Here is a 22,402-nt window from a genome sequence, read left to right on the forward strand (position 1 = left end):
CATAAGCGGGAACCATGGAAGGACCGCCGCGCAAGATCATCCATATCGACATGGATGCCTTTTATGCGTCGGTCGAGCAGCGCGACGATCCCTCGTTGCGGGGCAAGGCGTTGGCCGTGGGCGGCGGCGGTCCGCGGGGCGTCGTCGCCACCGCCAGTTATGAAGCGCGTAAATTCGGCGTCCGCTCCGCCATGCCGGGAGCGCGCGCACGGCGGCTTTGCCCCGACCTGCTGTTCGTCAGGCCGCGTTTCGAAGTCTATCGCGCGGTGTCGGCGCAGGTAAGGGAGATTTTCTCGCGCTTCACCGACATCATCCAGCCATTGTCGCTCGACGAAGCCTATCTCGATGTCACGGCGAACAAGCCGGGCATCGCGTCCGCGACCTGCATTGCCGAGGAAATCCGCCGGATGATCCGGGAGGAAACAGGCCTTACCGCCTCGGCAGGCGTGTCGTACAACAAGCTGATCGCCAAGCTTGCCTCCGATCAGAACAAGCCCGACGGCATCTGCGTCGTCCGGCCGCAGGACGGGGCGGCCTTCATCGCGAAGATGCCGGTGCGCCGTATCCATGGCGTGGGGCCGGTGACGGCAAAGCGGATGCTGGCGCTGGGCATAGAGACGGGCGCGGACCTCAGGGCACGGGAGCTTGCCGTTCTCCAGCAGCATTTCGGCAGCGCAGCGCTGTTCTATTATCGCGCCTCGCGCGGTGAGGACGACCGCCCGGTCCATGAGCGGCAGGAGCGCAAATCGGTGAGCGTCGAGGATACCTTCTTCGACGATCTTCTCACCGAGGATGCGCTGATTTCCGAAATCGACCGGATCGCCGAGAATCTCTGGGGCCGGATCGAAAAGAGCGGCGCCTATGGACGGACGGTGGTGCTCAAGGTCAAGTTCGCGGATTTCCGGATCATCACCCGGTCGAAAAGTTTCGCGGGGCCGGTGCGCTCACCCGATGTGCTGGGGGAGACCGGGCGGGCGCTGCTGCGGGCGCAACTGCCGCTGCGCATGGGCGCCCGGCTGCTGGGGCTGGGCGTGCACAATCTCGATCATGAGGAACCGGAGGGAGAGACCGGCGAACAGCTCAGCCTCTCCCTCTGACACCGATCAGAAGGGCAGCCAGTTCCGCTTTTCGGTGAACTTCATATAGCCCGCATTGACCCCCAGCCGATATCCCACGCCCAGCCGGATCGGGATCAGCACGACGCTGCCCCAGCGCAGATAGCTGGCGGTGAAGCCGCCTACCAGATAGGCGGTGCCTTCCGCCGCCGGGAAGCGGTGGTAGAGGTCCTGGGTATCGTAGAGATTATAGACCAGCACGAAGGTATTGGCCGCATTGCCGCCGACGTCGAAGCCGATGGACGGCCCGGTCCAGTAAACCTCGCGCTTGCCCTCGATCTTGTGGTTGAGCGTCCCCGAACCGTAGCGCAGCCCGACGACGAACGCGCCGGAGGCTTCACGCCCGGCGATATAGGCATTGGGACGCCCCTGGTCCTTGAGGATCTTCTCGATGATTCCGGCCAGGCCTTCCGCCCCCTTGCCGAACACGCCCTCGGCCGCGCCGATCAGGTCGTCCTGCTGATAGGAATCGCCCGGCGAGATGGCGGCTGGCGGCGAATTGGCCGTGACCGGCGCACCGGTTGCCGTCGCTCCCGTTCCGGCGGGTGCAGCCGTGGAGGCCGCGCCATTGTCCGCCGGATAGCTGGTGCCCGGCTGAACGCTGTTGTCGACGCCTGGCTCGGTCGGTGTGCTGCCCTGTTGCGGCGGCGGCGCCAGGTCTGAATCGATCGCCGCATTGGGATCGACCGTACGCACCTGCGCCTGCGCCGCGACCGGCGCCAGCGTCATTCCGGCCAGCGCAGCCGCCAGCGCTCCGGCTCGCGCCACGCGGCTGGATACCCGCCCCACTATCCCGATCATGCCCGATACTCCCGAAAAGGCCCGCCACTTGATGATCGCCCAGATTATCGGGGAACAAGCTGAAACGACAATGAACGAACGGCGACCCGAGTCGATTCCGCGCCAGTCCGAATCCCTTTTCGCCAAAACCCGCAAATTTTCGTGGCGAAGGACCGTTGCCATGGACGAAAGCCACCGCTATAGGCCGACACCTAGCCACTGCTCATCTTCCCGATGGGCAAATTCGTGCGGAGACGTGGGTGAGTGGCTGAAACCAGCGGTTTGCTAAACCGTCGTAGCCTTAAGGGGCTACCGAGGGTTCGAATCCCTCCGTCTCCGCCACCTTTCTATCCATTCCCGTTCACGCCTCTCGCTGAAAGGCCCGCATGTACCCCATGCGCCAGGCGTTGCGTCGCCCGAAGGCTGGCGAGTATCCGGATCAGATCAGGATGCGGATACCAGCGGACGTGCGGACGCCTTCATTACATGAAGGCCTGGAGGCCGGTCTGGCCGCGGCCAAGGATCAGCGTGTGAATGTCGTAAGTGCCCTCATAGGTGTTGACCGCTTCAAGATTGCACATGTGGCGCATGACGTGGAACTCGTCGGAAACGCCATTGCCGCCATGCATATCGCGCGCGTCACGGGCAATGGCGAGCGCCTTGCCGCAATTGTTGCGCTTTAGCAGCGAGATATTCTCGATCGGACAGAGGCCCTCATCGAGTAGCCGGCCAACGCGCAATGCGAGCTGAAGGCCAAGGGCGATCTCCGTCATCATGTCCGCGAGCTTGCGTTGATAGAGCTGGTTCTGCGCGAGCGGCCGCTGAAACTGCTGCCGGTCCAGGCCATATTGCCGGGCGGCATGCCAGCAGGCCTCCGCCGCGCCCATCGCGCCCCAGCCAATGCCGTATCGTGCCTTGTTGAGGCAGCCGAACGGACCGGCGAGACCCGAGACGTTCGGCAGCAGCGCGTCCTCGCCGACGATCGCGTCGTCCAGCACGATCTCGCCGGTGATGGACGCACGCAGCGATAGCTTGCCTTCGATCTTCGGGGTGGAGAAGCCCTTGGTATCGCGCTCCACGATGAAGCCGCGGATCACACCGTCCAGCTTTGCCCACACCACCGCAAGGTCGGCGATCGGCGAATTGGTGATCCACATCTTCTGGCCGTTGAGGCGATAGCCGCCATCCACCTTCTGCGCCCGCGTCGCCATGCCGCCGGGGTCGGAGCCGTGGTTGGGTTCGGTCAGTCCGAAGCAGCCGACGAGCTCGCCGCTGGCCAGGCCAGGCAGATATTTGCGGCGCTGTTCCTCCGTGCCATAGGCGTGGATCGGATGCATGACGAGCGACGATTGCACGCTCATCGCTGAACGGTATCCGGAGTCCACCCGCTCTACCTCGCGGGCGATCAGGCCGTAGGCGACATGGCTCGCGCCCGCGCCGCCATATTCCTCCGGGATCGTCGCCCCGAGCATGCCGAGCGAACCCATTTCACGCAGGATCTCCCGGTCGAACACTTCATGCCGGTTTGCCTGTATGATGCGCGGCAGCAGTTTCGACTGGCAATAATCGTGCGCGCTGTCCCGGACCAACCGCTCTTCGTCGCTCAGCTGCTCGGAGAAACGCAGGGGGTCGTCCCAGATCAAGCTCGGTGCCTTGGCCATCATGATTCCTTCACTGTGATTCGGCGGCCGGGAGTGTGCGCCCGGGCGCGATGTCCTGCACGGACGTTTTGACGTGGATGAGGGCGACGGTGCCACATTCCCTGGCCTGGGCAAGCGCGGGTTCGAAGGCTTCGGTCGATTCCACCGTTATTGCCCAGGCCCCGAAGGCACGGGCGTAGGCCGCGAAATCGGGGTTGCGCAAATTGGTCGCGATCACGCGGCCCGGATATTCCTTCTCCTGATGCATCCGGATCGTCCCGTAAGAGCCGTTGTCCACCACGATGAAGATCACCCTGGCATCATGCTGCACCGCTGTCGCGATCTCCTGGCCGGTCATGAGGAAGCAGCCGTCGCCCGATACGCAGATCACCTCGCGGTCGGGATGCACCAGTTTGGCGGCGACCGCGGCGGGCACGCCATAGCCCATCGCCCCGCTGGTCGGCGCCAATTGGGTGTGCGGCCGCCGATGGCGATGGAAGCGGTGCAGCCAGGCGGCATAGTTGCCGGCCCCGTTGCAGATGATCGTGTCGGCCGGCATGTGGGCGCCCAGCCCGGCGAATATCTGCGAAAGATTGACTTGGCCCGTCACAGCAACCGGGCTGGAGAAGGCCTCATAGTCGGCGCGGCCGGCGCTCCGCCATTGCGGCCAGCGGCCCCGGAGCGGTGTCTCCGCCAATTTGAGCGCCGCCGCCGCGACGTCGGTGGCGGAAGCGATCAGCGGTGGCCAGACACGCCCGAGTTCCGCCGGATCGGCAAGGATGTGGATCAACTTCCTGGCCATATCCTCCCGCCGGAACAGGGTGTAGCCTTGGGTGACATTCTCCCCCAGCCGTGCGCCGATCGCGAGGATCAGGTCTGCTTCGCGCACGCGTTCGAGCAGTTTGGGATTCGTCCCCAATCCGATGTCCCCGATGTAGCAGCGATGCTCATTGTCCCAAAGATCCTTGCGGCGGAAGGACAGGAGAACGGGAAGCTCCGCCGCATCCGCCCATTTCTCCAGCCGTTTGAGCGCCTCATCCGACCAGCCGCTGCCGCCGAGCAGGAGCAGCGGCTTGGTTGCCTGGTCGAGGGCGGCATGAATCGAAGCGGCGGTGGCGGGGTCCAGCCCGGTGGAGCAAGGCGGGGTGGGGTGAAAGCCCTGCGGCCGGGCGACTTCGGTCAGCATGTCCTCCGGCAGCGCAATGATCACCGGGCCGCGGCGGCCCTGCAGGGCGGTTGCGAAGGCGCGGCCGAGAATTTCGTCGGTGCGGCTGGCGTCGTCCAGTTCGACAGACCATTTTGCAAGGTCGCCCAGGGCGGCCCGATAATCGACCTCCTGAAATGCGCCGCGCCCGCGATCGCCGCGCCCGATCTGGCCGACGAACAGGATCATCGGCGTCGAATCCTGCTGCGCGGTATGGACGCCGATCGCTGCGTTGGTGGCGCCCGGTCCGCGCGTGACCATGCAGATGCCGGGCTTGCCGGTCAGCTTGCCATAGGCCTCCGCCATGTTCGCCGCGCCGGATTCATGCCGGCATGTCACCACCCGGATGCCGGGTTCGTCCACCAGCGCATCCAGCACCGCCAGATAGCTTTCGCCAGGCACGCAAAACACATGGTCGACGCAGCGCGCGACCAAAGCCTCGACCAGCAGGCGCCCGCCGGTCTTTCCTTCAATATCGGACATGGGCGGTCTTCATCTCCATGAAAATTGCCGGGCTCGGGCGCCCCGTTCGCACGCGTCGATGCTGGAGGCATCGCCAGATGGGATATCCTGCCCGATCCCGGCGGCCGGGGGCTTCATCGCCATGCTCCCGGCGCTGTCGGAAGGAAATCGCATCCATCTCTTCATGCCTGTCAATATCGATCCGATGATGCTGCCATTGCCCATGGTAAGGTTGAACATGCCCGGCGGGAAGCCCGTGTGTGATGGATGATCCGGGCACTTGTCAGGTCAGACTAATCGGCGGCCCTTCCGATGGGGCAACATATACCGGACGGTACCCTGCCACCGCAGCGAGGAAGGCCGTGCCGCGGCCGTTCGCTTATGGCATCGGGAAGGCGACAGAGTCCGGAAAATGGCTCCCAGCCCGGCGATCCTGCTCCTGCCGCAGCAGGAAGGATCGGTGAATGGCAATGTTATTTTGCTGGGGAACGATAAGGCGTGAAGTCGCCCAGTGCGCAATTGCCCGTCACCATGCCGGTCATCAGGTCCGCGCTGGTCGCCAGGTCGCCACGGCAATATTGCGAGCCCCAGGTCTTGATGATCAACGTATCCCCACGCGCCAGACCCGCGCAGCTACCGATCAGGTCATTGCGGTAGACCAGCCGCCCGCTCACCCGATAGAGCAGCACGCTATTGCTGATCGCGGTCAGATTGGCCTGCGGCACGCGATTGACGCAGCTCGTCTTTTCGCCCGGCACCTTGCCGGCCAGGGCGCGCTCCAGTTCGCTGGTCTGCTTTTCGGTCAGCTTGGGCGGCTCCTGGCTACCGGAACATCCAGCCAGCAACAGCGGCGCGAGAAATATCCCAGAGGGCAATATCCATGAGCGCACGGCACCTCTCCTCATTCATCCCCGTTTGAAAGACGGCCAAACGACACGAAAACCGTCACGCAGCATCCTTGGCCGCGCGCCGGTCCGCCAGTTGCACGACATCGCGCGCGCGCATGAAGACATTGGTTGCGCGTTCCCGCCCGATGCTGGTCGGTACCGTCGCCTCACCTCGCGCCCGCGCCGCATCGACCTCCGCCATACGGGTTTGGAGGGCGGCATTGTCCGGTTCCACCGTCAGCGCGAAACGGCCGTTCGATTGCGTATATTCATGGGCGCAATAGACCGCCGTGTCGTCCGGCAAGGCGGCGAAGCGCTGCATATTGGCGAACATCTGCGCCGCCGTCCCCTCGAACAGCCGGCCGCAGCCCATGGCGAACAGCGTGTCCCCCACGAACAACACATGGTCCTGCGCCAGATGATAGGCGACATGACCGGCGGTGTGGGCGGGCACTTCCATCACGACCGCCTGGTGATCACCGATCCGGACGCTGTCCCCCTCCCGCACCAGACGGTCCAGCGTGCCGATCTTCTCGGCCTCTGCCGCCGGGCCGGTGATGATGCAGCCACCCCAGGCTTCCGCTGCCGCCTTGATCGCCGCATTGCCGCCGACATGGTCGCCATGCCAATGCGTGTTCCAGATCTGGCCGATCGTCCACCCCCTCAGCCGCGCCGCCTCCAGCACCGGCTCCGCGACGGCGGGATCGACCGCCACCGTCTGCCCGCTGGCATCGTCGTGGAGCAACCAGACATAATTGTCGTTGAGAACGGGGATGCAGACGACCTCCAGCATGATCTTACCAGACTCCTGTATTGGGCATGGATGCCCAGGGCTCGGCGGGTTCCAGATGCCCGTCCTGCAACAGCTCGATCGAGATATTGTCCGGCGTGCGCACGAAGGCCATGTGCCCATCGCGCGGCGGGCGGTTGATGGTGACGCCCGCATCCATCAATCGCTGGCAGGTTTCGTAGATATTCTCGACCCTATAGGCGAGGTGGCCGAAATTACGGCCGCCGCCATATGCCTCCGGTGGCGTGCCGTCCTCGGCCGGCCAGTTGTAGGTCAGTTCGACCTGCGCATCTTCGTCGCCCGGCGCAGCGAGGAAGACCAGGGTGAACCGGCCCTGCGCATTGTCGAAGCGCTTCTGTTCCTCCAGGCCGAGCAATCGGAAGAAGGCGACCGTGCGATCGATGTCGGTCACGCGGACCATCGTGTGCAGATATTTGGGCAATATTAACTCCATTCGTCGCTATAAAGCAACGGTTCATCTCTGAAGTCCTAGGAACGTCCTCAAGATAAGATGCGTTGGGCATGGAAGGAAGAGGGAGGCGCGTATGGATTTGGCCCATCATGGCAAGCTGTTGCTCGGCTGCGCGGGATTGATCGCCTTGGGTATCGTCAGCGGCGGGTATCTGTTGGGCGACGGGTTGAAACGGGCCAAGGCGGCGGACCGTTCCGTTACCGTTCGCGGTCTGGCTGAAAAGGACGTGACCGCCGACCTCGCCACCTGGTCGATCAGCTATTCCGCCACGGGTTTCGACCTGCCCACCGTCCGTGCCGAAATCGACAATAATACGAAGGAACTGCGCGCCTATTTCGCCAGCCTCGGGTTCAAGCCCGACGCGCTGACCGCGACCGGCGCGGGGGTCAATCAATATATCAACAATGGCGTCAACACGATCACCATCACCCAGCGCATGTTGTTGCGTACGACCGACATTGCCCGCGCTCAGCGCGCGGTGGCGCAGCAGTTCGATCTGGTCCGGCGTGGCGTCACGCTTCAGGAAGGATCGGGCATGCGTTACAGTTTCACGAGGCTCAATGACGTGAAGCCGTCAATGGTCGCTGCAGCAACCAAGGATGCCCGCGCCGCTGCCGAACAGTTCGCCCGTGACAGTGGCGCCAGCGTCGGCGGGATCAAAAGCGCGACCCAGGGCTATTTTTCGATCGAGGCGCGCGATGGCGAGGCCGACGGGGCGAGCGACACGCCCTATAAGAAGGTGCGCGTCGTCACGACCGTCGATTTCTATCTCGATTGACGCGCATCAACGACGCCGATCTTGTCGTCGACAAGGATTGCGCCCGCTTCCCGAAGGAACGGGGCGAGGTCCGCATCGGGTGATCAGTTGGCGGATTTCGGCGCGGGCAAACGGGAAAGATTGTCGGCGGCTGCCTTGCCCGCGGGCGATTGCGCCGCCAGCTTCACCGCGCGCTGCCAAGCGGAACGGGCCACATCCTCCTGATCGGTAAGGATGGCGATATTGCCTTCCTCCAGCGCGACGGAGGCATCGTCGGGCGACAGTTGCACTGCCCGCGCGATATGCGCCTGTGCCAGCTTCATCTCCCCGGCGCGGCGGGCCAGGGTGGCCGAAAGCAGCCAGGCCAGCGGGTCCTGAGGCACCTGCTCCAGCGCGATGTCCAGCGAATCGCGTGCACCCCCGACATCGTTCAGCGCCACGAGCGCGCGCGCGCGGTCGAGATGGACCTCCCCCTTCTCGACCCCGTCGGGCAGGCCACGCACCAGCGCTGCATCGAAATCGTTGCGTGCCTTGGCGGCATCACCACCCGCCAGCGCGGCATTACCCGCCTGCGCCCAGAGCCGTCCGCTCTGCACCATTTCGCCGCCGCGCTCGGCCTCCTCGGCGCCTTGTTCGAAGGCGACGATGGCGGGCGCCCAGCGCTCCGCGCGGGCATAGGCAAAACCCATGCAGTTGCGCGCGTAGAAGCTGCCGCCGTCGATCCGCCATTGTTGCGCGAAGGCGACGCCCTTGTCCGGCGCCTCGACCGCCTGATCCAGGCAGGCCTGGAATTTGGCGGCATATTTGTCGGGCACTGGAATGCGCCCGTCGTTCGTCCGGGCGGCGGGTGGGGGCGTGGCAACGGCAGAGGCCGCTGCCTCCGCCCTTTCCTTGCGCTTGCGGTTCATCACCGCCTCTATCTCCGGGTCGTAGGCCTGCGGCGCGAGCAGCAACAATGGGAGCAAAAGGGGCATCAGAGGCTGTCCAACAGGCTGGCGACAGTCCGGATCAGCAGGGCAATGTCCGGGTCGCGGGAAAGGCGATGGTCGCCGTCCTTAATCAGCAGCGTCTGCACATCGGATGAACGCAGCCGCTCCGCAAGGCGCAGCGCGATTTGCCAGGGTACATCGGCGTCTTCCTGCCCGTGCAGCAACCGGACCGGACAGTCGATGGGAATCTCCCCCTCCAGCAGCCGGTTCGCCTGCCCGGACTGCCAGAAGGCCAGGGTTGTGACATAGGGATCGTCGCCATAGGCCGTCGGCTCGACGATCCGCCCTTCGGTCGCCAGCAGTGCCTTGTCCGCATCGGTAAAGCCCCATTGGGTGAAATCGGGTGCCGCCGCGATGCCGACCAGCCCCGCCACCCGTTCCGGCCGCGCGAGGGCGATCAGCAGTGCCAGCCATCCGCCCATGGAGGAGCCGACCAGCACGACGGGACCTTCGGTCAGGGAATCGATCAGCAGCAGCGCATCGTCGCGCCAGTTCGCCAGCGTGCCGTCCTCGAACCGCCCCTCGCTCGCGCCGTTGCCGGCATAGTCCAGGCGCAGCATCGCCCGGCCCTGCTCCCTTGCCCAGGCATCCAGCGCGAGTGCCTTGCCGCCCTCCATGTCGGACATATAGCCGGGCAGGAAGACGATCGTCGGCCCTTCACCGCGCTTATGACGGTATGCAAGCTTCACCCCGTCGGAGCGCGGGAGGAAAGAGGGTGGGACAAAGGCGGGGCTGTTCATCGCGTTTCTCCGCAGGCTGTTGACGTCCTGACAGGTGCCGTAAGAAGCTCTTTGCCGGGAAACCAGAAAAATAAAAATAATGCATAGGGCGCGTTGACAGCCTTGGGACCAACGGCTAGTTGCGCGCTCCTACCCCGTGCCCAGATGGCGGAATTGGTAGACGCACCAGCTTCAGGTGCTGGCGATCGCAAGGTCGTGGAGGTTCGAGTCCTCTTCTGGGCACCATTTGTTCTTCCGGAGAGATCCGCATAGATCGAAAAAACCGCTGGAAACAGCGGTTTTTTTGTGTCTGGCGTCCACTGGTTTCCGCCCGTGGATTTGGGAATTCGGGGTCGCTGAGGGTATCTTTGCGGGTATCGGCCGACATGGCCATTGGAGATACCCTCATGGCACTTTCATCCCTCGCATTGTCCAAGGCAAAACCGCGAGATAAGCCCTACAAGCTTGCTGACGGACATGGTCTCTATCTGTTGGTGACACCCCAAGGCGGTCGCTACTGGCGCATGAATTATCGCTTCGATGGCAAGGCCAAGACGATGGCGATGGGCGTCTTCCCGTTGATCACCTTGGCGGAGGCCCGGGAGAAAAGAGAAGAAGCCCGCAAGCTCCTTGCGGCCGGCTCGGATCCAGCCGCGACGCGAAAGGAGATTGAAGCGCTGGAAGCGTTCGAGGCGACTACCGGGTTTCGCACCGTTGCCGAGGAGTGGCTCGCGAAACGAGAACGGGAAGGGCTTGGGGAAGTCACGATCGGCAAGATCAAATGGCTTCTCGAATTCGCGTATCCCAGCCTGGGCGATTGCAAGATCAGCGAGATCACGAGCATGGAATTGCTGGCGGTCCTGCGGCAGGTCGAAGGGCGAGGCCGGCATGAAACTGCCAGACGGTTGAGGAGCGTGTGCGGGAGGGTTTTCCGTTACGCAATCGCCACGGGACGGGCGGAGCATGATCTATCTGCCAATCTCCGCGACGCCCTGACGACGCCCAAGGTGAAGCATCTGGCCGCAATCACCAACAGCCAGCAGGTCGGGCCGCTGATGCGCGCAATCGCTGGCTTCGACGGTCATGCGGTCACAAAGGCAGCCTTACAGCTCGCCCCGCACGTTTTTGTTCGCCCCGGCGAATTGCGCCATGCTGAATGGACGGAAGTCGATTTCGACAAGGCGTTGTGGTCAATCCCGGCGGAAAAAATGAAGATGCGGCGCCCACATCGCGTTCCGCTTTCGCGGCAATCCCTCGCAATCCTCTCTTCCATCAGGGAGGTCACTGGCAATGGGAAATTTGTGTTTCCCGGTTTCCAGTCTCTTAAGCGGCCTATGTCCGAAAATGCGCTGAACGGCGCCCTTCGCCGGTTGGGCTATTCAGGGGATGAGATGACCAGCCACGGCTTTCGGGCCATGGCGAGCACCTTGCTTAACGAGATGGGCAAATGGCACCCGGACGCTATCGAACGGCAATTGGCGCACGCCGAAGCAGACGCAGTCCGGCGCGCCTATGCCCGAGGGGAATATTGGGATGAGCGGGTGGCGATGATGCAGGCTTGGTCCGACTATCTCGACGGTCTCATGCGAGAATGACCTGTACCCTTGATTATGAACCAAGCAGGCGGCGCTCGAGCAAGGTCTGCATATCCCGTCGACCGTCAGCGATGATCAGGATGAAGACCTTCGTTCCGGCAGTACGGTAGATTAGTCGGTGCTGCCGCAGCAGGATCTGCCGGAATTCCCGAATTCCCAAGGCGTCGAGTTCCTTGGGGACAGCGCCCCGCTCCGGGAAGCTTTCCAGCGTCTCGATGGTGCTGATGAATTCGTCGAGCAGCGCGTCGGCGTCCTCGGCCGAACGGTTTTCCGCCAAATAGGCATGGATTTCCTCGAGATCGTCCTCCGCACCCTGGGTCAGTTCAATCTCGAACCGCGTCTCGGTCATTAGCGATCGGAGGCCTTGGCTCGCAGTCTCTCGACAACGGCCCGCGCCGGCTTTGTGCGGCCAGCCTCCATGTCTCGAGTGCCAAGAGCCAGCAGCTTCAGCAGCGCGAGCGTCTCCTGGGTCTGCTCGAACGAGGCGACGTCCTGGATGACGGCCTTTGCCTCGCCATTCTGGGTGATAACCAGGGGCTCGCGCTTTTCAGCGAGATTCAACAGCACCTCCGCCGCATTGGCTTTCAGATAGCTGATCGGTTTGACCTGGGTAGAATAACGCATGCTGCCCTCACTAGGCTAAATTCAGACTGAATATAGTCTATTGACCATGCTCGCGCAATGACCGGAGTGGGGTCAGCTTGGGCGCCGGGTCAAGGGCCGGTCGGTTCGGACAGGTTGACTACCCCTTCCCCTACGATGCGGAGCGCTGCTGCAGGCAGCGCGAAGGGCCTGGTCGCGGACACCGCGCGCCTCGCGCAGTGGCGTCTGGTCTGTATTTGATTGATCGGCCTCCGGCGCGGCGGTGGTGGGCGTCGTTGCCCTCTGGTCCCACCGCGGCGAGCCGCAAGCCGGGGCTTTGCCCCAACTCCTCCTCTTCGTTGCGGCCCTTCGGGTGCGGCCCGCCTCATGACGGTGGGCCTGCCGGTCCGCTCCTGCCGCCCACCCCCGCCGTTCCGGCGGCCGGTGCGATGCGGGAAGGAGGAAGAAATGGGTTATCAGGATCGCGGGCAACGCAACGGCTCTACCCTCTATAGCGAGGTGACCGACCGCATTATCGCGCAGATCGAGGAAGGCACCTTGCCATGGGTGCGGCCGTGGGATGATGGCAAGGCAGCGCTGGGCCTGCCCCGCAACGCCGGAACGGGACGGCGCTATTCCGGGATCAATGTGCTGATCCTCTGGCACCGGCTGTTCAAGCAGGGTTACGGCTCGCAGCGCTGGCTCACCTAGAAGCAACCTCGAGAAGGGGCGCTTTAAGAAAGCGGCATTTGAACTGCACCAAGCCACCGAGCGGCTATATCACTGCATCTTTCTGGTCCGTACCCTCTACTCCCCCAAGACCCACAATCTGAACCGGCTGCGGGCACTGACCGAACAGCTCGAGCCCCAATTGCGGTCCGTCGCCGAGGCGACCCTGCGCGGCAATGTGCCGGGCGATGCTCCCCTCCTGTTCAGGACAGCGGCGGGCCTCACCTACTGGACCAGCGGCGACGCGCTGATGGGGTCGCGCATCGCGAACAAGGCGCTGGCGGCGCTGGAACATCATGCCGTCTGGGGGGCGATTGTCTCGGGCGGCTTTACCCTGCTCATGCTGCTGCTGGCCTGGTTCGTCTTCACCCGGACCGGGCGCGGCCTTGGCTCCAACGAATATCTGCGCGGGGCGCGGATCGCCGGGCAGAGTGACCTGCGCCGGGAGCTGTTCTGGAAGCGGAAGGGGCCACTGCGGATCGGCAAGGTTAGGGTTCCCGCTGCCTTCGAGGCCGAGCATATATTGGTGAGCGGCGCCCCCGGTACGGGCAAGACCAATATCCTCAACCGGATGCTGATGGGTAGACGCTCAAGGCTCCGGCGCCTCGCGCTTGAGCGCGGCCGCGCTCTATTGCGCTAGGGCTGGGCTTCTGTCGATCCTGCGGAGAGTGTCGGTGGCAACGACACGCCGAAGGGCCTTGGCAATAGCGTCGCGCGTGGCGAGGTCGAGAAAGTCCGCCGCCGTCCATACGCCTCATGGCGTACCGGCGCTGATCCGCTGCAGGATGCGGGTCTTCAGATCTAAAGTCTCACTCATTTGTCCGAAATTTGTAGGCGTATTTCGGACACGAGCCCAACCAGCCCTGTCCAGAAGGACTCGAACCGCCCTGTCCATTCACGTCCAGCCTTTTCCACGAATCCAGATCGTGATATTAATGCTCTTGGCGAGTTCGTAAGTCTATGATTTGACTGTGAAATCAATTGCTTAGGCTGCCCCGCAGAAAGCTCTTCTGGCACCATTTGTTCTTCCGAGGCCGTCCGGAAGCACCAGGCGAAGTGGAACGACTTCGACGTCGACCTTTCGGTCTGGAACATCCCTGAGCAGAAGATGAAGATGCGGCGTCTGCACCGCGTGCCGCTGTCCACGCAGGTCACCAAGCTTTTCGAGCGGCGCTGAGAGCTGACGGGCATGGGGAAATATTGTTTCCTCTCCTTCCGTTCGCCGCGCCGCCCGATGTCCGAGAACACCGTCAACGCGGCGCTGCGCGTCCTTGGTTTCGGCCAGGAGGAAATGATCGCACACGGCTTCCGGGCGATGGCCGCCACGCTGCTCAACGAATCCGGCAAGTTCAACTCCGACGCGATTGAGCGCCAGCTTGCGCACATGGAGGATGACGGCGTCCGGCGGGCCTACAGCAATTAACTCGCTTGCCTGAAAACCGAACGTCTTTTCGTCAATACTCGGCAGTGCCCCAGCACTGGTTCGCTCCGTCTGGCCCCTATCCAGGATTTCCCCATCTCATCATGTTTAATAGCCTCCTTGGAAATGATCCTCGGGCTCGATGAAACTACGCCGATCAAGGTTAGTAGCAAAAATGGTATCATTCCGCATAATTTGCACTATGGTGCCGTCGCATGAGTTCGCTCGACACACTTCAATTCGACTATGCCTCGTCTGACGAAGCGCATGTGGAGCGGCATCCGCTCCGTTGGCCGGGCTTCCAGATCGAAATGATAGAAATCCACTCTGACGAGCCATACGGATTCCATGCCGAGGGCGATTGGCACTACCTGGCGCTTCACGATCTGACGTTGCAGGATGGCGAGTTGTTGATTGATGGTCTGCCGCGTCTCCATCAGACCGATTTGCGCGACACCCTCACCTTTGCGCCGCGCGGCTGCACTATCCATGGCTGGTCAAAGCCGACCGCTCGCAAGAACTCCTTTACCGCCCTGTACTTCGACCCGCTCCAGCTACGCGACGATCTCGGAGAACGCTACGCAACGCACGATCTCGGCCCCTTTGCCTATGCCCGCGATCCGGCGCTTGCGGCGACCATGCGGAAGCTGCGCGATGTAGCCGTCACCTCCATTGTTGACGGCCTCTATGCGGAAATATTGTGCCTGTCGGCGGCGCTTGAAATTTTTGGGGTGTCAGTCCAGGGCGAGGGCAAGCTTTCACGGCGACAGCTTCAAGCCGTCTATGATTTCGTGGAAGCCAATCTGGCCGAACGGATCAACCTCGACGACCTGGCGAAACTAGCCGGTCTTAGCCGTTCGCATTTTTCGCGGACGTTCACGGCGACAACCGGCGTGGGGCCGCATCAGTTTGTGCGCCAGCGCCAACTGGCACGGGCGCGCTCGCTGCTCGCAGAACAACGAGACCTGCCCATCGACACGATAGCGAAGGCGGTGGGTTTCGGGAGCGCCAACGTCTTTCGGCGCGCCTTTCAGCAAGCGCACGGCGCGTCTCCGCAGGTATATCGCCGCGACAAGCTCTAGCCGCTTTTCCACCGTCACGCAGCAAAAGAGGTGCTGAACCGTGAGTGCATCGAACAATTCTGGCAGTTCATTCTTAGGTCGCCTCGGACTTGGCGGCTCGCGCAAAAGCCTGGGCGGCGAAGCGGCGGCGGATGGTGGCAAAAAGCCGAGCAACATATTCACCGAAGCGCGCAGGCATTTGCTCGAAGAGATTTCGACCTTCCTGCTCGCGCATGACCTCGAAGTGACGCCCGCCAATCTCGTGATTGCTCATGGCGCTTTCTCCGGTGCCAACCCCGGCCTCGCCCGACAGTTTGCGACGAGGGCTCACGCCGGTATCACCATCACGCAGGAATGGCTCGACGAAGCCACGGCGAACGATGAAGAAGAATATGATGCCGATGGCGTCCAGCTTTTGATGGCGAAGCTCGAATCCACGCTGGTAGCATTCTCGAAGAGCACCAATGTCGCCCGCAGCGCCACTGCCCACTACAACGATGAACTGGCGCAGCATGTCGCCGATCTGGAACAGGTTGAGGAAACCGGGACGATCATTTCCAACCTTGCCGATCTGGCGAAGGCGATGCTGGAGCGCACCCGCAAGGTCGAACAGGAAATGCGGCGGAGCGAAGACGAGGCAAAGTCCCTCCGTCAAAGTTTGGATAAGGCCAAGCGGGACGCCGAAATTGACCATCTGACGGGTCTTCCCAATCGACGGGCGTTTGAGGCGCTCCTTGATACACACTATCGTGATGCGCGGTTAGCCATCGAGCCGCTGTGCATCGCTTTTTGCGACATCGACCATTTCAAGCGGATCAACGACACCCATGGGCATGATGCCGGGGATCGGGTGATCAAAACCATCGCGGATTCTTTGGCGACCATCACGAACGACAACTGTCACGTTGCCAGACATGGCGGTGAGGAATTTGTCATGCTGTTTCGCGGCGTTTCGCTCACCGACGCGCACGAACGTCTCGATGCCCTGCGTGAGCAATTTGCCTCTCGTAAGCTGGTGAATCGCAAGACCGACGCACCATTCGGTCAAGTTACCTTCTCCGGTGGCATAGCAGACGTGTTTGCTTTCTCTAATCCACGCGATGCGCTCAAAGCCGCTGACGAAGCGCTGTATGGAGCCAAAGAGGGTGGCCGGAATAAGATTCTGGTTGCCCATGCCTAGCGGGCAAAGCCCGGACAAAGCTCGCGCATATTCGGGCAAGCCGATATGAGGATCAGCAGCCAAGGCGGAAACGGCCAGTGCGGACGGTAGCTTGACGCCGTGCTAAGCCTTACAAACTCGCTGACGGGCAAGGATGGGATAGCATTGCCGGCCCGTCGAGCGGTGACTCCCGCTCCGGCCGCTTCATCGGAATTGAGCGGCCGGACGTCAGCCCTTGTATAGGGCGTCCAGCCGTTCCTGATAGCGGGCGCGGATGACGTGGCGGCGGATCTTCATGGAAGGCGTCATCTCGCCATTGTCGATGGTGAAGGGCTCGTCCGCGAGAATGAAGCGCCGCACCCGTTCGATCACAGACAGATCGTCATTCACCCGGTCGACCGCCGCGCGCAATGCCGCCTGATAGCCCGAATCGGCATCGACTCCTTCGACCGCCAGTCCCCGCGCCGTGGCCCATTCGCGGGTCCATTCGGCATCAGGTACCAGCAACCCGACCAGATGCGGACGGCGATCGCCATGGACCATTGCCTGTCCGATCTCAGGCTGGAGCGTCAGCATGCCTTCGACCTTCTGCGGCGAGACATTGTCGCCCTTGTCGTTGACGATCAGATCCTTCTTGCGGTCCGTGATGCGGACGCGGCCTTTGGCATCGATCTCGCCAATGTCGCCGGTGTGCAGCCAGCCATTTTGCAGCGCTCTCTCCGTTTCCGCCGGATTGCGCCAATAGCCGTGCATCACCAGTTCGCCGCGCACGAGGATCTCGCCATCCTCCGCGATCCGCACTTCCACGCCATCGAGCGGCGGGCCGACCGTGTCCATCGCGATGCCGGCTCGGGGGCGGTTGCAACTGATCACCGGTCCAGCCTCGGTCTGGCCATAGCCCTGGAGCAGCGTCAGCCCCATCGCGTCGAAGAACAGGCCGACATCGGGATTGAGCGGCGCGCCCCCCGACACCAGCGCCTTCATCCGTCCGCCGAAACGCGCCGCGATCTTGGGCTTGAGCGTATGGGACAGCAGCGCCTTCATCGGCAGGTCGAGCAGCGATTTCTGCCCGCGCTGTTCCTTGGCGGCGATGCGCAGCGCCTGTCCAAGCAGATAGGCGGGGAATTTGCCCTGCTTCTCGATCGACTTGATGATGCGGGCGCGCAGCACTTCGAACAGGCGGGGAACGACGACCATGATCGTCGGCCGCGTCTCTTCGATATTGCTGGCCAGCTTTTCCAGCCCCTCCGCATAATAGATCTGCCCCGCCAGCATGATCGGCATGAACTGGCCGCCGCTATGCTCATAGGCGTGGGAGAGGGGGAGGAAGGAGAGGAACACCTCCTCATCCCATCCGAAATCCTCCTCCAGCAGCCGGCCGGCGCCCTCGATATTGCAGAGGATGGAGCCATGATGCTGCATCACCCCACGCGGCGCGCCGCCGGTGCCGCTGGTGTAGATGATGCAGGCCAGATCGTCGCGTTTCGCCGTCTGGCTGGCGGCGCAGGCATCGATGTCGGTCGGATGATGCGCGATCAGGTCGCTCCACAGATGGCAGGCGACGCTCCCCTGCGCACCCCGAAGCGGCTCCATGCCGATGACGAAGCTCGCCTGCGATCGCAACACGGCGGGCATCAGATTCTGCGCCAGCTTGGCGGTGGACACGATGACCGCGCGGGCGCCGCTGTCGGTCAGGATATGCTGGTGATCGCGCGTGGTGTTGGTGGTGTAGGTCGGCACCGTGACGCAGCCCGCCGCCATGATGGCAAGGTCCGCGATGCAGAATTCCGGCCGGTTCTCGCTGACCAGCATCACGGGATCGCCGGGCTTCAGCCCCTGCGCCTGCAAGGCGCTGGCGAGCGAAGCCACCTGATGGGCGACCTCGGTCCAGCTCAGCGATTGCCACTGGCCCGCCTCCTTACGCCAGAGGAACGGGGCGTCGCCCATGGCTCCGGCGCGGGTGAAGAACATGGTCACCAGATTGGGAAAACGCTCGATCGCCCTCAAAACGGCATCTCCTCACTCGTGGCGCGTCGCTTGCACGCCTCTTCGCTGCCTGGCGAGGCTATAACCCTGCCGGATCGTGACGGCCATGATTTTTCCGGGATTTCAAGTCTAGTCGAACAGGCCGTCCTGAACATTGGAGGGCGGGTTCAGCCCCAGATGCTTCCAACCCGGACCGTTGAGGCAACGACCGCGCGCGGTACGGGCGATCAGGCCAAGTTGGATGAGATAGGGCTCGATCACTTCCTCGATCGTGTCGCGGGCTTCGGAAAGGCCCGCCGCCAGGGTTTCGACCCCGACCGGCCCGCCGCGATAGATGTCCGCGATCATGGTCAGATAGCGGCGATCCATGAGGTCGAGGCCGAGATGGTCGACCTCCAGCCGGGTCAGCGCAGCATCGGCCACCTTGGCGTCCACCGCCGGCGCGCCCGCGACATTGGCGAAGTCGCGCACCCGCCGCAGCAGCCGCCCGGAAATGCGGGGAGTGCCCCGCGACCGGCGGGCGATTTCGATCGCGCCGTCGGAGGTGATGGCCAGGTCGAGCAGCCGCGCCGCGCGCCGCACGACCAGTTCCAATTCGTCGACGGTGTAGAATTGCAGCCGCACCGGAATACCGAAGCGATCGCGCAGCGGCGTCGTCAGCAACCCCTGCCGCGTGGTCGCGCCGACCAGCGTGAAGGGCGGCAGGTCGATCCGCACCGAACGGGCCGAGGGGCCTTCGCCGATCATCAGGTCCAGCGCCCGGTCCTCCATGGCGGGATAGAGGACTTCCTCGACGGCGGGATTGAGGCGGTGAATCTCGTCGACGAAGAGCACGTCGCCCTCGTCCAGATTGGTGAGCAGCGCGGCAAGGTCGCCCGATTTGGCGATCACCGGACCGGAGGTCGCGCGGAACCCCACGCCCATCTCGCGGGCGACGATCTGCGCCAGCGTCGTCTTGCCAAGGCCGGGCGGGCCGAAGAAGAGCACATGGTCCAGCGCCTCGCCGCGCCCCTTTGCGGCTTCGATGAAGATACGCAGATTTTCGCGCGCCGCCTGCTGGCCGATGAACTCGGTCAGCGACTTGGGACGCAGCGCCGCATCGGCATCCTCGATGCGGCGGGTGGAGGAGATCAGGCGGTCCTCGCTCACTTGGCGGCTTTCCTGAGAGCCAGGCGGACGAGCGCGTCAAGCGAAGCGCCTTCGCCCAGTTCCTCTTCGGCGGCGGCGACGGCCGTGCCGGCTTCGGCAGGCTTGAAGCCGAGATTCTGCAATGCGGAGATCGCGTCGGCGCTGTGACCGCCGACCGGGACCGCCGCGAATCCGCCACCGGCCGCACCGGCGGAGGTGGGCACGGCGCCGATCTTGTCCTTCAGCTCATTGGCGATGCGCTGGGCGAGTTTGGGGCCGACGCCGTTGGCGCGGGCGATCATCGCCTTGTCCCCGGTCGCCACGGCGCGGTGCAGCTCTCCAGGCTCCAGCGCGGAGAGGATGGCGAGCGCCACCCGAGACCCCACGCCCTGTACGCTGGTCAGCAGGCGGAACCAGTCGCGCTCCTCCGCCCGTGCGAAGCCGACGAGGCGGATCGAATCCTCCGACACCAGCATTTCGGTGTGCACCGTCACCGCTTCGCCCACCGGCCCCAGTGCCGCGAGCGTGCGCGACGAGGCGCCGACCAGATAGCCGACCCCGCCCACATCGATGATGGCGTGGTCCAGTCCTGTGCTGTCCAGCCGCCCTTTCAGTTTCGCGATCATGCCCCACGCCCTTTGGTCATGATCTGTTCTTTAGGGGGCTCTCCCGCGGGGCGCCAGTCAAAAACCGAGACGCTCCGGCACCATTTGCATCGCTGCGCGTAGAGCAGCCGACAGCGCAACGGGAAAGGAACGGAAAATATGCCGATGCAGGCACCCCTGCTGGGTCCAAGGGACTTTGAATTTCCCGCGATCATGCTCTCGGGGCTGGTCGATCACGGCATGTATCTGCATTTCCGCCAATGCCTGTCGACTGCCGCGCAGCAGGGGCTGGTGGTGGTGGAGATTTCCACGCTTGGCGGCGATCCGGAAATCGCGCGGATGATGGGGGAAGATATCCGCTTCCAGTCGGACCTTTATCCCGAGCGGCGGCTGGTGTTCCTCGGCAAGACGGCGGTCTATTCGGCAGGCGCGACCTTCATGGGCTTCTTTGCGGCTGAAAACCGCTATCTGACGCGGGGCACGCGGCTGATGATCCATGAACGGATCATCACGCGGGACATCCATCTTCAGGGGCCGCTCTCCACCTGCATCGCCTCGCTCAAGGCCACCCTCCATGAAATCGAGGCGTCGATCGCCATCCAGAATGAGGGCTTCGCCAATCTGATCCTGGGTTCCCAGATCTCGATGGAGGATCTGTTGCGGCGCGCGCCGGAAAACTGGTATCTGGAGGCCAATGAGGCGGTATCGCTCGGCCTGGCTGCGGCGGTGATATGACGGCTTGCCGAAAGGCGGTTTTTACCTTTTCTATGTGCAGGATGAGCCGCCCGCAAATCTTCCCCTGGCGCTACGGCATGTTCCTGGCGCTGCTTGCCAGCATGGTGCCTTTCGCACTGCTGCTGCCCTGGCATGAGGCGGTGATGGCGGGGTTCGATCTGGCCGCGCTGGCCTTTTTGCTGTCGGTCTGGCCATTGCTGGATTCCGATCCGGATTCGATGCGGCGGAAGGCGGCCGAAAATGACGCCAACCGGCAGTTGATGCTGCTGCTGACCGGGATCGTTTCGATAGTGGTTCTGGTCGCGGTGGGCGTGGCGGTCAGCCAGCATGGCGGGCCAAGCGCGGCGTCGATTGCCCTGCTGCTGGCGACGCTGGCCTTGGCGTGGCTGTTCTCCAACCTCGTCTACGCCATGCATTATGCGCATATCTTCTATCTGGAGGGCGATCGCGGCGGGGATAGTGGGGGTCTGGATTTCCCCGACACGAAGGAGCCGGGCTATTGGGATTTCGTCTATTTCGCCTTCACCCTGGGCATGACCTTCCAGACGTCCGATACTGCGGTGACGGCCACGGCCATGCGCCAGACGGTGGTGTTCCACTGCCTGGCGGCCTTCGTCTTCAATCTCGGCATCCTCGCCTTCACCATCAATGTGCTGGGCGGGAGTTGACCCTTCAGAGCGCGATCATGGAGATTTGCCGGCCATAATCCGGTTCGCCGCGATGGCAGGAGCGGCGGTAGCTGTAGAATCGTTCGGGCTGGCTATAGGTATCTTCGTCCAGCATTTCGATCCGTCCGATCCCGGCTCCGGCCAGACGGGCGGCGACATAGGCGGCGATGTCGAACTGGCAATGCCCCTCGCGCCCGGCGCTGAAGAAACGGTCATTCTCCGCATCCTCCGCCGCGAACCGCGCCGCAAAATCCAGCGTCACCTCATAGGAGGCGCGGCCGATGCACGGGCCGATCGCGGTGACGATCCGACCGCGATCCGCGCCCAGCACCTCCATCGCGGCAATGGTGCGATCGGTGACGCCCCCGATTGCGCCCTTCCATCCCGCATGGGCCGCCCCCACCACGCCCGCCTGCGCGTCGGCGAACAGCACCGGCACGCAATCGGCCGTCAATATGCCCAATATCAGCCCCGGACGGTCCGTCACCATGGCGTCGGCGGAAGGGCGGTCGTCTTCCGGAATCGGCGCGGTGACGGTCACGACATCGGGCGAATGCACCTGATGCACCGTCACCAGCGTCGCGCCGGGCAACAGCGCGTCGCGGGCGAGGTCGCGGTTGCGCAGTACCGCTTCCCGCTCGTCGGCGGACCCCAGGCCGACATTCAGCCCGGCATGAACCCCGGTCGAAACGCCGCCGCGCCGCCCGGCAAAGCCATGCTTCACATCGCCCAAGGCCGGCGCCCGCAGCAATTCGATCATCCGTCACTCCCTTGGGCCCGCATGGAAAGCAGTTTTGATCCATGTCCTGAATGCGCAACATACTTGCGCGCGCCAGATTAGGCGATAGTCTCCGCTTCATCACAAAAGGGGAGCGGCCGCAACGGCCGCCCGGGCAAAAGACATCAGATATAAAGGGCT

Annotated in this window: 24 protein-coding genes and 2 tRNA genes; 12 read left to right on the forward strand and 14 right to left on the reverse strand. The window is 63.4% G+C overall.

Translation table 11 applies throughout. The features are described 5' to 3' along the window. The first annotated feature begins 14 nt into the window (after positions 1 to 14). A complete protein-coding gene (gene dinB, locus YP76_RS03145; protein WP_046762123.1) occupies positions 15 to 1,097 on the forward strand; it encodes a DNA polymerase IV in 1,083 nt (360 codons plus the stop codon). A 6-nt stretch (positions 1,098 to 1,103) separates the two neighbouring features. Here the strand turns inward: dinB and YP76_RS03150 are convergent, their stop codons facing one another. Then, a complete protein-coding gene (locus YP76_RS03150; protein WP_046762124.1) occupies positions 1,104 to 1,916 on the reverse strand; it encodes a DUF1134 domain-containing protein in 813 nt (270 codons plus the stop codon). A 229-nt stretch (positions 1,917 to 2,145) separates the two neighbouring features. On the opposite strand from YP76_RS03150, the gene YP76_RS03155 reads away from it, so the two are divergent. After that, a tRNA-Ser gene (locus tag YP76_RS03155) sits at positions 2,146 to 2,237 on the forward strand. A gap of 140 nt (positions 2,238 to 2,377) precedes the next feature. Here the strand turns inward: YP76_RS03155 and YP76_RS03160 are convergent. The 5 genes from YP76_RS03160 to YP76_RS03185 form a co-directional block, all read right to left on the reverse strand. After that, positions 2,378 to 3,556, reverse strand: a complete 1,179-nt coding sequence (locus YP76_RS03160; protein WP_046762596.1) for an acyl-CoA dehydrogenase — start codon at positions 3,554 to 3,556, stop codon at positions 2,378 to 2,380. 10 nt (positions 3,557 to 3,566) lie between these two features. Continuing rightward, positions 3,567 to 5,222, reverse strand: a complete 1,656-nt coding sequence (locus YP76_RS03165; RefSeq protein WP_046762125.1) for a thiamine pyrophosphate-binding protein — start codon at positions 5,220 to 5,222, stop codon at positions 3,567 to 3,569. Between the two features lie 452 nt (positions 5,223 to 5,674). Continuing rightward, positions 5,675 to 6,091 carry a hypothetical protein gene (locus YP76_RS03175; RefSeq protein WP_046762127.1) on the reverse strand — a complete coding sequence of 139 codons (417 nt, stop codon included), beginning with the start codon at positions 6,089 to 6,091 and terminating at the stop codon, positions 5,675 to 5,677. Between the two features lie 55 nt (positions 6,092 to 6,146). Then, the gene (gloB, locus tag YP76_RS03180; protein WP_046762128.1) at positions 6,147 to 6,881 is read right to left on the reverse strand and encodes a hydroxyacylglutathione hydrolase; all 735 of its coding nucleotides are present in this window, start codon (positions 6,879 to 6,881) and stop codon (positions 6,147 to 6,149) included. Positions 6,882 to 6,885: 4 nt separating this feature from the next. Next, complete coding sequence (locus tag YP76_RS03185) at positions 6,886 to 7,320, reverse strand: VOC family protein (RefSeq protein ID WP_046762129.1); 435 nt, start codon at positions 7,318 to 7,320, stop codon at positions 6,886 to 6,888. A 103-nt stretch (positions 7,321 to 7,423) separates the two neighbouring features. Between YP76_RS03185 and YP76_RS03190 the strand changes: the two genes are divergently transcribed. Continuing rightward, positions 7,424 to 8,128, forward strand: a complete 705-nt coding sequence (locus YP76_RS03190; RefSeq protein ID WP_046762130.1) for an SIMPL domain-containing protein — start codon at positions 7,424 to 7,426, stop codon at positions 8,126 to 8,128. A gap of 83 nt (positions 8,129 to 8,211) precedes the next feature. Here the strand turns inward: YP76_RS03190 and YP76_RS03195 are convergent, their stop codons facing one another. Further along, entirely contained in the window at positions 8,212 to 9,081 is an 870-nt protein-coding gene (locus tag YP76_RS03195) for a tetratricopeptide repeat protein (protein WP_046762131.1), read from the reverse strand. Further along, complete coding sequence (locus YP76_RS03200; RefSeq protein ID WP_046762132.1) at positions 9,081 to 9,836, reverse strand: alpha/beta fold hydrolase; 756 nt, start codon at positions 9,834 to 9,836, stop codon at positions 9,081 to 9,083. The genes YP76_RS03195 and YP76_RS03200 overlap by 1 nt, the downstream gene beginning before the upstream one ends. A 138-nt stretch (positions 9,837 to 9,974) precedes the next feature. Here YP76_RS03200 and YP76_RS03205 point away from each other — a divergent pair. Further along, a tRNA-Leu gene (locus tag YP76_RS03205) sits at positions 9,975 to 10,061 on the forward strand. Between the two features lie 161 nt (positions 10,062 to 10,222). Then, a complete protein-coding gene (locus YP76_RS03210) occupies positions 10,223 to 11,410 on the forward strand; it encodes a tyrosine-type recombinase/integrase (protein ID WP_046762133.1) in 1,188 nt (395 codons plus the stop codon). Positions 11,411 to 11,423: 13 nt separating this feature from the next. On the opposite strand, the gene YP76_RS03215 is transcribed toward YP76_RS03210, so the two are convergent. Both YP76_RS03215 and YP76_RS03220 read right to left on the reverse strand, forming a co-directional pair. Next, positions 11,424 to 11,759 carry a type II toxin-antitoxin system RelE/ParE family toxin gene (locus YP76_RS03215; RefSeq protein ID WP_046762134.1) on the reverse strand — a complete coding sequence of 112 codons (336 nt, stop codon included), beginning with the start codon at positions 11,757 to 11,759 and terminating at the stop codon, positions 11,424 to 11,426. Continuing rightward, positions 11,759 to 12,034 carry a type II toxin-antitoxin system Phd/YefM family antitoxin gene (locus tag YP76_RS03220; RefSeq protein WP_046762135.1) on the reverse strand — a complete coding sequence of 92 codons (276 nt, stop codon included), beginning with the start codon at positions 12,032 to 12,034 and terminating at the stop codon, positions 11,759 to 11,761. Before YP76_RS03220 ends, YP76_RS03215 begins: the two co-directional genes overlap by 1 nt. Positions 12,035 to 12,460: 426 nt before the next feature. On the opposite strand from YP76_RS03220, the gene YP76_RS03225 reads away from it, so the two are divergent. From YP76_RS03225 to YP76_RS03245, 5 genes are all read left to right on the forward strand, one after another. Then, on the forward strand, positions 12,461 to 12,703 hold the full coding sequence (locus YP76_RS03225) for an ArdC-like ssDNA-binding domain-containing protein (RefSeq protein ID WP_046762136.1): 243 nt from the start codon (positions 12,461 to 12,463) through the stop codon (positions 12,701 to 12,703). A gap of 160 nt (positions 12,704 to 12,863) precedes the next feature. Beyond that, a complete protein-coding gene (locus YP76_RS03230) occupies positions 12,864 to 13,361 on the forward strand; it encodes a type IV secretion system DNA-binding domain-containing protein (protein ID WP_046762137.1) in 498 nt (165 codons plus the stop codon). 549 nt (positions 13,362 to 13,910) lie between these two features. Then, positions 13,911 to 14,144, forward strand: coding sequence for a tyrosine-type recombinase/integrase (locus YP76_RS29140; protein ID WP_046762138.1), 234 nt, complete (start codon positions 13,911 to 13,913; stop codon positions 14,142 to 14,144). Between the two features lie 212 nt (positions 14,145 to 14,356). After that, a complete protein-coding gene (locus tag YP76_RS03240) occupies positions 14,357 to 15,223 on the forward strand; it encodes an AraC family transcriptional regulator (RefSeq protein WP_046762139.1) in 867 nt (288 codons plus the stop codon). A gap of 40 nt (positions 15,224 to 15,263) precedes the next feature. Further along, a complete protein-coding gene (locus YP76_RS03245) occupies positions 15,264 to 16,382 on the forward strand; it encodes a GGDEF domain-containing protein (protein WP_232307428.1) in 1,119 nt (372 codons plus the stop codon). A gap of 207 nt (positions 16,383 to 16,589) precedes the next feature. Here the strand turns inward: YP76_RS03245 and YP76_RS03250 are convergent, their stop codons facing one another. The 3 genes from YP76_RS03250 to ruvA form a co-directional block, all read right to left on the reverse strand. Beyond that, positions 16,590 to 18,368 (reverse strand): AMP-dependent synthetase/ligase, encoded by a 1,779-nt coding sequence (locus YP76_RS03250; RefSeq protein WP_198147411.1) that lies wholly within the window; start codon positions 18,366 to 18,368, stop codon positions 16,590 to 16,592. Positions 18,369 to 18,476: 108 nt separating this feature from the next. Continuing rightward, the gene (gene ruvB, locus YP76_RS03255) at positions 18,477 to 19,496 is read right to left on the reverse strand and encodes a Holliday junction branch migration DNA helicase RuvB (RefSeq protein ID WP_046762140.1); all 1,020 of its coding nucleotides are present in this window, start codon (positions 19,494 to 19,496) and stop codon (positions 18,477 to 18,479) included. Continuing rightward, positions 19,493 to 20,101, reverse strand: coding sequence for a Holliday junction branch migration protein RuvA (gene ruvA, locus YP76_RS03260; RefSeq protein ID WP_046762141.1), 609 nt, complete (start codon positions 20,099 to 20,101; stop codon positions 19,493 to 19,495). The genes ruvB and ruvA overlap by 4 nt, the downstream gene beginning before the upstream one ends. A 138-nt stretch (positions 20,102 to 20,239) precedes the next feature. Between ruvA and YP76_RS03265 the strand changes: the two genes are divergently transcribed. Together YP76_RS03265 and YP76_RS03270 are read left to right on the forward strand one after the other, a co-directional pair. After that, the gene (locus tag YP76_RS03265; protein ID WP_046762142.1) at positions 20,240 to 20,815 is read left to right on the forward strand and encodes a hypothetical protein; all 576 of its coding nucleotides are present in this window, start codon (positions 20,240 to 20,242) and stop codon (positions 20,813 to 20,815) included. Positions 20,816 to 20,856: 41 nt separating this feature from the next. After that, positions 20,857 to 21,483 (forward strand): DUF1345 domain-containing protein, encoded by a 627-nt coding sequence (locus tag YP76_RS03270; RefSeq protein WP_100237776.1) that lies wholly within the window; start codon positions 20,857 to 20,859, stop codon positions 21,481 to 21,483. Between the two features lie 4 nt (positions 21,484 to 21,487). On the opposite strand, the gene pgeF is transcribed toward YP76_RS03270, so the two are convergent. Further along, complete coding sequence (pgeF, locus tag YP76_RS03275; protein ID WP_046762144.1) at positions 21,488 to 22,243, reverse strand: peptidoglycan editing factor PgeF; 756 nt, start codon at positions 22,241 to 22,243, stop codon at positions 21,488 to 21,490. Between the last annotated feature and the right edge of the window lie 159 nt (positions 22,244 to 22,402).

The organism is Sphingobium chungbukense (assembly GCF_001005725.1).
GTDB lineage: Bacteria > Pseudomonadota > Alphaproteobacteria > Sphingomonadales > Sphingomonadaceae > Sphingobium > Sphingobium chungbukense.

Coding starts and splice junctions, on each gene's coding strand:
- dinB (WP_046762123.1), top strand. CDS start 15: ATGGAAGGACCGCCGCGCAAGATCATCCATATCGACATGGATGCCTTT.
- YP76_RS03150 (WP_046762124.1), bottom strand. CDS start 1,916: ATGATCGGGATAGTGGGGCGGGTATCCAGCCGCGTGGCGCGAGCCGGA.
- YP76_RS03160 (WP_046762596.1), bottom strand. CDS start 3,556: ATGGCCAAGGCACCGAGCTTGATCTGGGACGACCCCCTGCGTTTCTCC.
- YP76_RS03165 (WP_046762125.1), bottom strand. CDS start 5,222: ATGTCCGATATTGAAGGAAAGACCGGCGGGCGCCTGCTGGTCGAGGCT.
- gloB (WP_046762128.1), bottom strand. CDS start 6,881: ATGCTGGAGGTCGTCTGCATCCCCGTTCTCAACGACAATTATGTCTGG.
- YP76_RS03190 (WP_046762130.1), top strand. CDS start 7,424: ATGGATTTGGCCCATCATGGCAAGCTGTTGCTCGGCTGCGCGGGATTG.
- YP76_RS03195 (WP_046762131.1), bottom strand. CDS start 9,081: ATGCCCCTTTTGCTCCCATTGTTGCTGCTCGCGCCGCAGGCCTACGAC.
- YP76_RS03200 (WP_046762132.1), bottom strand. CDS start 9,836: ATGAACAGCCCCGCCTTTGTCCCACCCTCTTTCCTCCCGCGCTCCGAC.
- YP76_RS03210 (WP_046762133.1), top strand. CDS start 10,223: ATGGCACTTTCATCCCTCGCATTGTCCAAGGCAAAACCGCGAGATAAG.
- YP76_RS03215 (WP_046762134.1), bottom strand. CDS start 11,759: ATGACCGAGACGCGGTTCGAGATTGAACTGACCCAGGGTGCGGAGGAC.
- YP76_RS03220 (WP_046762135.1), bottom strand. CDS start 12,034: ATGCGTTATTCTACCCAGGTCAAACCGATCAGCTATCTGAAAGCCAAT.
- YP76_RS03225 (WP_046762136.1), top strand. CDS start 12,461: ATGGGTTATCAGGATCGCGGGCAACGCAACGGCTCTACCCTCTATAGC.
- YP76_RS29140 (WP_046762138.1), top strand. CDS start 13,911: ATGGGGAAATATTGTTTCCTCTCCTTCCGTTCGCCGCGCCGCCCGATG.
- YP76_RS03240 (WP_046762139.1), top strand. CDS start 14,357: ATGAGTTCGCTCGACACACTTCAATTCGACTATGCCTCGTCTGACGAA.
- ruvA (WP_046762141.1), bottom strand. CDS start 20,101: ATGATCGCGAAACTGAAAGGGCGGCTGGACAGCACAGGACTGGACCAC.
- YP76_RS03265 (WP_046762142.1), top strand. CDS start 20,240: ATGCCGATGCAGGCACCCCTGCTGGGTCCAAGGGACTTTGAATTTCCC.
- YP76_RS03270 (WP_100237776.1), top strand. CDS start 20,857: ATGAGCCGCCCGCAAATCTTCCCCTGGCGCTACGGCATGTTCCTGGCG.
- pgeF (WP_046762144.1), bottom strand. CDS start 22,243: ATGATCGAATTGCTGCGGGCGCCGGCCTTGGGCGATGTGAAGCATGGC.